The sequence below is a fragment of the Cellulomonas sp. genome (assembly GCF_017744555.1).
Lineage (GTDB): Bacteria > Actinomycetota > Actinomycetes > Actinomycetales > Cellulomonadaceae > Cellulomonas.
This window is the reverse complement of record NZ_JAGIBD010000055.1, coordinates 1-11,348: the sequence shown is the minus strand read 5'-3', so window position 1 is coordinate 11,348 and position 11,348 is coordinate 1. Positions and strand designations below refer to the sequence as shown.

At 73.5% G+C, this 11,348-nt stretch carries 8 protein-coding genes, 2 tRNA genes and 1 pseudogene; 7 read left to right on the top strand and 4 right to left on the bottom strand.

Annotation, left to right across the window (positions count from 1 at the left end; genetic code table 11):
- The 5 genes from gyrA to J7523_RS19325 form a co-directional block, all read left to right on the top strand.
- Positions 1–2,339 (top strand): DNA gyrase subunit A (gyrA, locus tag J7523_RS19345; RefSeq protein ID WP_291890294.1); only part of this gene is annotated, 2,339 nt, incomplete at its 5' end.
- Positions 2,336–3,259 carry a DUF3566 domain-containing protein gene (locus tag J7523_RS19340; protein ID WP_291890292.1) on the top strand — a complete coding sequence of 308 codons (924 nt, stop codon included), beginning with the start codon at positions 2,336–2,338 and terminating at the stop codon, positions 3,257–3,259. The genes gyrA and J7523_RS19340, both read left to right, overlap by 4 nt.
- A 77-nt stretch (positions 3,260–3,336) precedes the next feature.
- Positions 3,337–3,410: transfer RNA gene (locus J7523_RS19335), tRNA-Ile, on the top strand.
- A gap of 23 nt (positions 3,411–3,433) precedes the next feature.
- The gene (locus tag J7523_RS19330; protein ID WP_291890290.1) at positions 3,434–3,553 is read left to right on the top strand and encodes a DLW-39 family protein; all 120 of its coding nucleotides are present in this window, start codon (positions 3,434–3,436) and stop codon (positions 3,551–3,553) included.
- Positions 3,554–3,594: 41 nt separating this feature from the next.
- Positions 3,595–3,667 (top strand) — tRNA-Ala (locus J7523_RS19325).
- Positions 3,668–3,695: 28 nt separating this feature from the next.
- On the opposite strand, the gene J7523_RS19320 is transcribed toward J7523_RS19325, so the two are convergent.
- A complete protein-coding gene (locus tag J7523_RS19320; protein ID WP_291890288.1) occupies positions 3,696–4,130 on the bottom strand; it encodes a DUF6326 family protein in 435 nt (144 codons plus the stop codon).
- A gap of 79 nt (positions 4,131–4,209) precedes the next feature.
- Here J7523_RS19320 and J7523_RS19315 point away from each other — a divergent pair, with 79 nt between their 5' ends.
- Together J7523_RS19315 and J7523_RS19310 are read left to right on the top strand one after the other, a co-directional pair.
- On the top strand, positions 4,210–4,881 hold the full coding sequence (locus tag J7523_RS19315; RefSeq protein ID WP_291890286.1) for a TetR/AcrR family transcriptional regulator C-terminal domain-containing protein: 672 nt from the start codon (positions 4,210–4,212) through the stop codon (positions 4,879–4,881).
- A 161-nt stretch (positions 4,882–5,042) separates the two neighbouring features.
- The gene (locus tag J7523_RS19310; protein WP_291890284.1) at positions 5,043–5,498 is read left to right on the top strand and encodes a YciI family protein; all 456 of its coding nucleotides are present in this window, start codon (positions 5,043–5,045) and stop codon (positions 5,496–5,498) included.
- Between the two features lie 33 nt (positions 5,499–5,531).
- Here J7523_RS19310 and J7523_RS19305 read toward each other — a convergent pair whose 3' ends face one another.
- The 3 genes and pseudogenes from J7523_RS19305 to J7523_RS19295 all read right to left on the bottom strand — a co-directional run.
- Complete coding sequence (locus tag J7523_RS19305; RefSeq protein WP_291890282.1) at positions 5,532–6,188, bottom strand: GNAT family protein; 657 nt, start codon at positions 6,186–6,188, stop codon at positions 5,532–5,534.
- Between the two features lie 97 nt (positions 6,189–6,285).
- Positions 6,286–10,680: an FtsK/SpoIIIE domain-containing protein gene (locus J7523_RS19300; protein ID WP_291890280.1), complete on the bottom strand. Its 4,395-nt coding sequence runs from the start codon at positions 10,678–10,680 to the stop codon at positions 6,286–6,288.
- Positions 10,681–10,805: 125 nt separating this feature from the next.
- Positions 10,806–11,348: pseudogene (locus J7523_RS19295) on the bottom strand (hypothetical protein); the annotation flags it as partial.

Here is an 11,348-nt window from a genome sequence, read left to right as displayed (position 1 = left end):
CCCTCGTCCGGCTCGTGCAGGACTGGTCGCTGCGGTATCCCCTGGTCGCCGGCCAGGGGAACTTCGGATCCCCGGGTGACGACCCGGCCGCCGCCCCGCGGTACACCGAGTGCAAGATGGCCCCCCTCTCGATGGAGATGGTGCGGGACATCGACGAGGACACGGTCGACTTCGGCGACAACTACGACGGCCGCACGCAGGAGCCGCTCGTCCTGCCCGCGCGGTTCCCGAACCTGCTGGTCAACGGCTCGGCGGGCATCGCCGTGGGCATGGCGACCAACATCCCGCCGCACAACCTGCGCGAGGTCGCCGACGGCGTCCAGTGGTACCTGGAGCACCCGGACGCGACCAAGGAGGAGCTGCTCGCGGCTCTCCTCACCCGGATCAAGGGCCCCGACTTCCCGACGGGCGCGACGATCCTGGGCCACCGCGGCATCGACGAGGCGTACCGGACGGGTCGCGGCTCGATCACGATGCGCGCGGTCGTCGAGGTCGAGGAGATCCAGGGCCGCATCTGCCTGGTCGTCACCGAGCTGCCCTACCAGGTGAACCCGGACACCCTGGCGAAGAAGATCGCCGACCTGGTCCGGGAGAACCGCGTCCAGGGCATCGCCGACATCCGCGACGAGACGTCCGGCCGCACCGGCCAGCGCCTCGTGATCGTCCTCAAGCGGGACGCCGTCGCGAAGGTCGTGCTCAACAACCTGTACAAGCACACCCAGCTGCAGGACACGTTCGGCGCGAACATGCTCGCGCTCGTCGACGGCGTGCCCCGCACGCTCAGCATCGACGCGTTCGTCCGGCACTGGACCACGCACCAGATCGAGGTCGTCCAGCGGCGGACCCGCTACCGGCTGCGCAAGGCCGAGGAGCAGATCCACATCTTCCGCGGCTACCTCAAGGCGCTCGACGCGCTCGACGAGGTCATCGCGCTCATCCGCCGCTCCCCCGACGCCGACGAGGCGCGCACGGGCCTCATGGAGCTGCTCGACGTCGACGAGGTCCAGGCGCAGGCGATCCTCAACCTGCAGCTGCGCCGGCTCGCCGCGCTGCAGCGCCAGCAGATCATCGACGACCACGACAAGCTCGAGGCGCAGATCGTCGAGTTCAACGCGATCCTCGCGTCGGACGAGCGGCAGCGCACGATCGTCAGCGACGAGCTGCGCGAGATCGTCGACAAGTACGGCGACGAGCGGCGCACGACGATCCTGCCGTTCGACGGCGAGGTGTCGGTCGAGGACCTCATCGCCGAGGAGGAGATGGTCGTCACCATCACCCGCGGCGGCTACGCCAAGCGCACCCGGTCGGACAACTACCGGGCCCAGCGTCGCGGCGGCAAGGGCGTGCGTGGTGCGCAGCTGCGCGAGGACGACATCGTCGACCACTTCTTCGTGACGACGACGCACCACTGGCTGCTGTTCTTCACGAACCTCGGCCGCGTGTACCGGGCGAAGGCGTACGAGCTGCCCGAGGGCGGCCGTGACGCGAAGGGCCAGCACGTCGCGAACCTGCTGGCCTTCCAGCCGGGCGAGAAGATCGCGCAGGTGCTCGACATCCGCGACTACCAGCAGGCCGAGCACCTGGTGCTCGCGACGCAGCGCGGCCTCGTCAAGAAGACCCGCCTCGCGGAGTACGACTCCAACCGCACCGGCGGCGTCATCGCCATCAACCTGCGCGAGGACGAGGACGGCCTGCCCGACGAGCTGGTCAGCGCACGGCTCGTGGACTCCGACCAGGACCTCATCCTCGTGTCCCGCAAGGGCCAGTCGGTGCGGTTCACGGCGTCGGACGAGGCGCTGCGGCCGATGGGCCGGGCCACGTCGGGCGTCACGGGGATGAAGTTCCGCGCGGACGACGAGCTGCTCGCGATGGACGTGGTGCGCGAGGACGCGTTCCTGTTCACGGTGACCGAGGGCGGCATCGCCAAGCGCACGGCGCTCACCGTCGAGAACTACCGGCAGCAGGGTCGCGGCGGCCTCGGCATCAAGGTCGCGAACCTGCCCGAGGCGAACGGCGACCTGGTCGGGGCCCTGGTCACGGACCTGGACGACGAGGTGCTCGTCATCATGGAGCGCGGCAAGATCGTGCGTTCGGCGACCACCGAGGTGAACGCCACGGGCCGCACGACGCAGGGTGTCATCTTCGCGAAGCCCGACGCCGGCGACCGGATCATCGCTGTGGCCCGGAACACCGAGCGGCACCTCGCGGACGACGCCTCGGGTACCGTGGGCGGCGAGAACGGTCACGGACCGGACGAGTCGGACGCCGCGGAGCACCCCGCCGGTGACGCCGTCACGGTCGTCGACGAGACCACCGAGCCCACTGCGGAGGATGCATGACCGACTCCACCCCGCCCTCGATCCCGCCGCGCAAGCGCCCGACGACCCCGGTGACGGCCGGCCGTCCGTCGGCGTCCGCGCGCGGGTCGGAGTCGGGCCGGACGGTCACGTCGTCGCCGAACGGCGAGCCGCCGAGCGCAGGCACGTCGGGCGGCGCATCCTCGAACGGGACGCCCGCGACCACCTCCGCGCAGCCTCCGACCACGGGGTACGAGCCCCAGCGCACCTCGACGCGCGACGACCGACCCCCGTCGTCACCGTCGACTCCCGTGCCCGGTGACGAGCACGACCAGCCCTCCCCCCTCATGGTCGCGGTCGACACCGCCACCGTGTGGTTCAAGAAGGCGGCCGGTGCCACGAGCACCGCGTTCGCCTCGGTCACCCGACCCCGTACCGAGGACCCGACCATGACCACTCCGGCCTCGGCGCCCGCCGCAGGAGCTCCCCCGCGCACGTCCGCGCGTCCCGCCCCCACCACGGGCGCAGTGCCGCGGACCACCGGTGCGATCCCGCGCCCGACGACGGGCCGGATCCCGACGGTCGGCGGCCCGCACGGCGGTGCCCGCCGGGTCCGCCTGGCGATCTCGCGCGTCGACCCGTGGTCCGTGATGAAGCTGTCGTTCCTGCTGTCGGTGGCGATCGGCGTGATGATCGTCGTCGCCGCGGCCGTCGTGTGGCTCACGCTCGACGGCCTGCACGTGTTCACGAAGATCAACGACCTCGTCGTGCAGATCGTCGGCACGGAGAGCCCGATCGACATCCTGCAGTACGTCGAGTTCAAGCGGATCGTCTCCGGCGCGACCCTCGTCGCGGTCATCGACGTGTTCCTGCTGACGGCGCTGTCCACCATCGGGGCGTTCCTGTACAACATCGTCGCCGCGCTGGTCGGCGGCGTGCATGTCACGATGACCGACGAGTGACCGCTTCCGGTTTGGGTGCGGCGCCTGCCCTGGGGTAGTCTCGTCCGGCCGCACTCGGGTTGCCCGAGTGATGCGACGGGCCTATAGCTCAGACGGTTAGAGCGCTTCCCTGATAAGGAAGAGGTCACAGGTTCAAGTCCTGTTAGGCCCACTCCCGACACCCGTGGGGGATCGATGAAGAAGCTCCTGCTCCTCGTGGCGGTTGCCGCCGTCGGTTACGTCGTCTACCAGAAGGTCGTGCAGGACCGCGACGAGCGGGATCTGTGGGCAGAGGTCACCGACACCTTCGAGTGAGTCCCACACGGGGGCCTGCGGCGGACTGACCGCCGCACCACGGGGCCATGGCGCAATTGGTAGCGCACCTGCTTTGCAAGCAGGGGGTTAGGGGTTCGAGTCCCCTTGGCTCCACCCAGCATGTCGAGCGCAGCGAGCGAGGTCAGTCCGCGCGGCGCCACCGCAGGCCGAGCACCACGAGGGCAGCCGTCGCGGCGATCTCGATGACGGAGAAGTAGACGTAGTGCGGCCGGGGTCCCGATCCGACGAACAGGGAACCGACCTGGACCAGGGTCATGATGGTGCCGGCGCCGACGGTCCCCCACCGCGCGACCCTGTGGGGCGCGACGCGCGACAGCAGCACCATGCCCATCGGGATCGTCATGAGGACGGCCGACGCGAGCAGGAACCCGTCGGTGAGCTCGAGGCCGCCGACGTTGCCGTCGAGGATCGCGGCGAGGTCGGCGGGGACGAAGAAGCCGAGCACGTCGCAGTACAGGTAGCACAGGACGGCGAACAGCCAGAGCGCTGACACGAGGGTCCGGGTGCTGGTCCGGGTCGTGGTGGTCGGCGGCTGCGGTGCGGCGAGGGTGGTCACGGGATCCTCCAGACGTGCGGCAACCTTACGGCGTAAGGCGAACGTACAGCGTAAGATGTGCAGGTCACAAGGGGGTCGGATGCCGCCAGTCCGCGAAGCGCTCAGCCGCGACAGGGTCGTCGCCGGCGGCGTCGCGATCGCCGACGCCGACGGGCTCGCCGCCGTCACCATGCGCCGCGTAGCCGCCGAGCTCGAGTGCGAGGCCATGTCGCTGTACCACCACGTGCCGAGCAAGGACGCCCTGCTCGCGGCGCTCGCCGACGAGGCCACCCGGCTCGTCGTGCAGGCGACCGCGGCCGTCACCGCCCCGACCGGCGTCGACGCCGTCCGCCGCCGGTGCCTCGCCGCACGCGAGGTCATGCTGCGCCACCCCTGGGCCCCCGGGCTGATCGGGGCCCAGCAGCACACCCCGCCGTCTGCGTGGGCGCTCTACGAGCAGCTCGTCGGGACGCTCAGCGAAGCCGGATTCGACGACGACCTCGCCCACCGGGCGATCCACTCGCTCGGGTCCATGGTGTTCGGCTTCAGCACCGAGCTGTTCGAGCCTGACAGCGGAGACGCGACCCCCGACCCCGACACCATGGCGATGATGGCGCAGCAGATGCCCCACCTCGCCCGCATGGCCGCCTCGGTGGTGCACGAGGTCGACGGCGCCCTCAGCGTGTGCGACACCCGGGCGGAGTTCGAGTTCACGCTCGGGCTGGTGCTCGACGGCCTCGAGCGCGAGCGCGTCCGACGGGCCGCCGGCTAGATCCCGTCGCGCAAGGCGTGACAGCTCGACGTGCACGACGCGGTCCTGGCCCGTCAAGATCGGTGTGCCGTCTCGGATGCCACCGTGTCGGATCCGCTGCTCGCCGTTCGTCGGACAGGTGAACGCGGACGACCAGGTTCGCCTGAGCCCAGGGAGCTGTCATGCCCGAGTACCTGATCTACTTCAACCAGCAGTGGGTGGGCGACCACTCCGAGGAGTGGTTCCTCGCGCGCGTCCAGCCCTCCAGAGCGGTCGTCGAGGAGATGAAGGCCGCCGGCGTGTACGTGTTCGCCGGGGGGCTCGAGGAGGAGGACGGGCCGGTGTACAGCGCCGACCCGACCAGCGGGACTCCCCTCGTCACCGACGGGCCGTACGTCGAGACGAAGGAGTTCCTCGGCGGCTTCGCGATCGTGGACGTGCCCGACGACGAGGACGCGAAGCGGTGGGCGGCCAAGGTCGCCGTCGGCTGCGGCTGGCCCCAGGAGGTGCGCCGCTTCAAGCCGCGCCGGCCGCCCCTCGGTGGGCTCACGGCCGGGGGCGGCGGTGCGATCGACGCGAGCGCGGACGCGGCCACCGCAGGGCTGCCGCGCGAGCGGGTCCGCCGGCCGCTGATCTAGCGACGCCCGCCCGTCCAGACGCGGCTCGCCGACCTAGGCGACGCCGAGCATCTCCGCGACCGCCTCCGCCCCGGTCACCGTGACCGGCGGCCGCTGCGACGCGGGCCGGGCCTGCCACTGCTCCACGGACATCGCGAACGACAGCGACTCGGCCACCGCACCCTCCCGGGCGACCCTCCGCCGACCGGACGCGAGGTAGCCGAGCTTGCGTGTGACGGCGAGCGACGCGGCGTTGTCGGAGAAGGCCCCGGTCGTCGCCTCGTGCGCGCCGAGGCCGTCGAACAGCAGGTGCAGCATCGCGAGCCGCATCCGGGTGCCGATGCCCAGGCTGTGGAACCGCACGCCCAGCCACGAGCCGGTCTCGGCGCTGCGGGTCACCGGGTACCTGGTGGCGAACGCACCCTGGACGCCGACCACCTCACCGCCGACGAGGACCGCGAGCTCGAGCTTCCAGTCGTCGGGCTCGACCTGCGCGCGAGCGGCCCACTGGTAGCGCAGCAGGCCCCGGGCCACCTCGTCGGGGGTGCCGCGGGTCCACGGGGTCATGAACGGCATCCGGTCGTCGGCGTGCACGCCCTCGCCGGCCAGCTCGGCCACGCGCAGCAGGAGGTCGTCGTCGAGGAACCGGAGCTCGAGGTCGTCCCACTGCACGCGCAGGCCGGCGGGGGGCCAGAGGTCGACGAGGTCCACGCCGTCACCCTGGCAGGGAGCGGGCGGGTCGGTCATCCGGATTCCCGGTCCCGCCGAACGCCCCGGGGCGTGCCGAGCGGGGACGCCGGCCGCCATCTCAGTCGGCCACCGGGATCTGCACGCGTCGCAGCCTGCCCGACTCGACGTACACGCCTCGCCCCACGGGGAACTCGGCGCGGGCCATCCGCGGGAACGGCGTGCGGAACAGCGCGTCCCCGTCGAGGTGGTCGGGCTGCAGGACGAGCCCGCGCCGGCCGTTGCGGACGTCGGCGACGAGCGGCCACGACGAGCCCCACGTGCTGGTCTCCGACTCGGCGATGAGCAGGTGGCCGTTCCGCTTGGCGGCGCGCACCGCCTCGGCGAGCGGCTGCTCCGCGGGTCCGCCGAGGAAGTCGGTGATCGTCTCGACGACGACCACGACCTGGGCGCCCGGCACAGCCGTCTCGACGAGCGACGGGAGCAGCGACTTCGCCAGCGCCGCCGCCGACTCGGGGTCGAGGGCGACGTCCGTCCAGACGCCGTCGGTCGAGTGCACGGGCGAGCGCCGGTTCCCGACGTAGGCCATCCGGACGGACGGCAGCGCACGGCGCACGGACGCGGACAGCGACCGCAGCACGGTGGTCCGGCCGCTGCCCGGGAGCCCGGCCAGCATGAACACCCCGGCGGGGTCGAAGCCGACGGGCTCGAGGGTGTCGTCGGCGATGCCGAGCACGGGCTGCCCGCCGACGGACGACGGCAGGTCGGACAGCTCGACGAAGCTCGCGAGCCGCCGGACGGCCGGGGCCGGGACGACACCACGCTCACGCATCGCGGCGGCGAGCCGCTCGATCGCCGCCGCCTGCTCGGCGGGCGTCGTGCTTCCCCCGGGCACGGCGACCTGGACCTCGTCGGTGTCCCCGGACACGACCGCGCGACCCGGACGGGACTGCGGGCCGAGCACGTCCTTCGGCACGTCGAGCACCCCGTACGCGGCCTCGTCGGCCTGGCGGAGCACGAGCCGACGGGACACGCTGCCCGCGAGCCCGCTCGGCAGCGCACCGGGGCGCTCTCCGGCCATGACGACGTGCACACCGAGCGTGCGGCCCTCGGCCACGACCCGCTGGAAGGCCGCCCACGTCTGTGCCCGGCCGGGCTCCGACTCGTACGACTCGCGGAACGCCCCGAGCCCGTCGAGAAGCAGCACGAGCCGCGGCTCGTCGGGCCGCCCGGCGAGCGTCCGGTACTCGGTGATGGTGCCGGCGCGGGCGGCCCCGAAGCGGGCGGCGCGCTCGTCGACGTCGTCACGCAGCCGCCGCAGCAGGCGGGTGACCCGCTCGGTGTCGGAGCCGTCCACCACCGAGCCGACGTGCGGCAGCGGGGCGATCATCCCGAGCCCGCCGGACCCGAAGTCGAGCCCGTAGACGTGCACGGGTCCGTCCTGCGCGAGCCCGGCCGCGACCGCGATCGTCCGCAGCACGGCGGACTTGCCCGAGCCGCTCGTGCCGAGCACCGCGAGGCTGCCGTCCTGGTCGGGGCAGAAGCGCAGCACGTCCTGAGCCTGGCGGGCGGGCACGTCGACGAGCCCGAACGCGAGGGCGGCGTCGCTCTGCGGCCCGAGGTCGGCGAGGTCGACGACCGGGGGCAACTCGGGGAGCCACGGACGCCGGGGCGCGGGCAGCCGCAGGGCAGCGGCGGCGGTGCGCACCGTGCGGACCACCCGGGCGATGTCGGTCGGGCCGTCGTCGGCGGTCTCCGGCCCGGTCGGCACCGGCACGTCCCACACGTCGCCGGGCCCGAGCACCAGCGTCTCGAGGCCGACGGAAGGTCGCGGCGGCGCGCCCGTCGAGCGGCCGCCCGCGTAGCCGGACTGGAACATCGCGACCCGGCCGGGTCCGGTGCGCACGGCCGCCCGTCCTGGGATGCCCGGGTCGAACGCGGCCGCGACCGACGAGCCGAGCACGTCCTCGGAGTCGTGCTCGTCGGCCATCCGCAGGGCGACGCGCAGGTTCGTGTTGGCGCGCAGGTTGTCCTTGATGACGCCCGCCGGGCGCTGCGTCGCGAGGATCAGGTGCAGCCCGAGGGAGCGGCCGCGCTGCGCGACGTCGACGACGCCGTCGACGAACTCCGGCACCTCGGACACGAGCGCGGCGAACTCGTCGACCACGATGACGAGCGCGGGCGGCGCGTCGGGGTCGCCGGCCCGCTCGAGCGTGAGCAGGTCCTTGGCCTTCTTGCGGTTGAGCAGGTGCTCGCGGTGCCGCAGCTCGGCGCGCAACGACGTGAGCGCCCGCCGGACCAGGTGCGGTGACAGGTCGGTGACGAGGCCGACGGAGTGCGGCAGGTCGACGCAGTCGGCGAACGCCGAGCCGCCCTTGTAGTCGACGAACAGGAACGAGATCCGGTCGGGGCTGTGCGCGGTCGCCAGGCCCAGCACCCAGGCCTGCAGGAACTCGCTCTTGCCGGCGCCGGTCGTCCCGCCGACGAGCGCGTGCGGGCCCTGGCTGCGCAGGTCGAGCACGAACTCGCCCGCGGAGCCCTGTCCGACGAGCGCCCGCAGCCCGGCGTCGCGCCGCCGGCGGACCGGTGCCGCACCGGACCGGTCGATCACGGACCCGGTCTGCCGCCAGCGGTCGACGACCGAGGCGGGGTCGTCGGCGAGCTCCTCCCCCGCGAGCGCGAGGAACGAGATGCTGCGCGGCAGGTCGGACTCGTCGATCACGGGCGCGCCCGCGTCGGCGACCGCGGACATGCGCCGTGCGAGCGTGTCGGCGGTCGCGGCGTCGACGCCCTCGCACGTCACGGGCTGCCACTCGCCGTCCCGCACGAGCCCGACGCGGGCGGAGCCGTCGGGGTCGACCGCGAGGAACGCCCGGCACACGGCCGGCAGCTGCTCGACGGTCGCGGCGCACCACAGCACGTGCACGCCCGCGGCGGGCCCGTCCTCCGCGAGGCGCACGAGCCGGGCGCGGTCGCCCTGGGTCGCGTCCTCGACGACCACGACGACGGCCGGCAGCGGCGCGGTCCGCGGAGTGCCGTGCGCGGTGCGGGAGGCGACGAGCTCCTCGAGCCGCTGCACGAGCGAGCTCGCGGCGGCAGGGCTGGTCGCGAGGTGCGCACCGGCGAGCGGGCTGTGCGGCGACTGCACGTGCGGCACCCACTTGAGCCAGTCCCACCGGCGCACGCTCGGCGCGGACACCACGCCGGTCACGACGAGCTCGGCGGGCGAGTGCAGGCACACGAGCTGCGCGACGACACCGCGCACGACGTCGTCCACCCGCCCGTCCGGCCCGGCCACGCCGAGCGCTCCGACGGTCCGCAGGTCGACCACGAGCGGGACGCCGTCCACCTGCTCACGGCTGTCCCGGAGCTCCTGCAGCGCGGTCCACAGCTCCGTCACGGCTCGCCCGCGCGCCGGCATCGTCACGGTCGTGCGCGACGGTGCCCGCCCGATCCCGAGCCGCACGTCGAGGAACCGGTCGTGCTCGGGTCGGCGCGACCACAGCAGAGGGGTCAGGTCGAGGCCCGCCTGCACGGCCTCCGCGGTGGACGGCGTCTCGGTGAGCCGGACCCGCACCTCCTCGGCCTGGGCCTGCTCGAGCTCGGTGCCGAGCGCCTCGAGGGCGGAGTGGAACTCGGACGTCTGCGTCCGCAGCCGGCGCCGCTCGTTGTACCGCCGGTCGAGCCACGTGCCGACCATGATGACCGGGCTCAGTGCGATGAACAGGGCGGACAGCGGGCTGGGCGCGAACAGCATGAGCGCGACGCCCATGAGCAGCGGCGCGGCGAGGGCCACCAGCGGGAAGCGGCCCGGGCTCGCGGGCTCGGGCGGCGCCGGTGCGTCGACCGCGCGCTCGGGGTACGTCGGCACCACGCGCGGCGACCGGTTGAACCGCACCGTGGCGCCGGCCTCACCGCCCGCGTCCGCGGGCCGCAGCCGCGTCACCGACAGGACCGTCTCGCCGAGCGTCACGCGGTCGTCCGGGCCGAGCACCACGTCGTCGACCCGCGCGTTGTCCATGAGGACGCCGTTCGCGGAGCCCGCGTCGACCACGCGGATCCGGTCGTCGACCACGAGCCGCGCGTGCAGCTTGGAGACCTGCTGGTCGGTGAGCCGCACGTCGCACGCCGGGCCACGGCCGATCGTCACGACGCCGCGCGGCAGGTCGAGCTCCAGACCGGCCTGTGGCCCGTGCTCGACGCGCAGCCGCGCATGTGCGAGGCGGGGGTCGAGGCCCGGCTCGGCGAAGCGGTCGGAGGCGGCGACGAGCGCGACGGTCGACCCCGCCCGCAGCCCGGCCTCCACCACGCCCTCGGCACGGTGCAGCGTGCGCGGCGCGCGGCCGTCCGGAGGCGACGCGAGCAGCGTGACGCCGCCACCCGACGCGCCCGCGGGCAGGCCGTCGACGCGCGCGACGGCCTCCGCGATGTCGCCGACGGTCGCGCCGGCGTCGGTCGTGACGACGACGTCGGTGGACACGCCACCGGGTCGCCGCAGCGTGAGTCTCGTGCGCACGTGACCTCCCAGATCCCGGGCGAGGGTAGTCGCGCCCCAGGTGGACCGGTGGGCCCGACAGGGCGAACCTGTGGATTTCACACGTCCGCCGCCGTCTCACGGCCCCTCCGCCTACGGCACGGCCGTCACCACCTGTTGTCGTGGATGGCCTGGGCCAGCGCGACGTCGTCGCCGTTGAACCCGTACGACGCGAGCGACGCCGGCATCCCCAGGTATGTCGCGGCGTACGCGTCGGCCAGCGCCTCGTAGCGCGAGGTCGGGAACATCGTGCCGGTGAGGCGCTCGATCTGGCGGTGCGCGGCCTCGTGCAGCGCGACGGCCCTCACGTACGACACGAGCCGGCTGCGCGGACCCTGGTACACGCCCGGGTCGCCGCCGCCGAACGAGAGCTGGATCGTCGAGCTGCCCGAGCTGCTGCAGCCACGGATCGAGAACGAGCCCGCGGACACCGACCCCGACTGGCCGCACGCAGTCGTGCCGACCCACGCGACCGACAGGCCGTAGCTCCCCGCGACGCCGGCGGCCGCGGCGCGGACGTCGTCCCACGCGGACGACGACGACGCTGCTGCGCCACCCCCGCCGCCGCCCCCGCCGCTGCGTGCCGGTGCGGCCGCGCGCGTCGACCCGTGCTTGGTCGACGACCGTCGCGCCGCCGCGGCCGCCTGCTC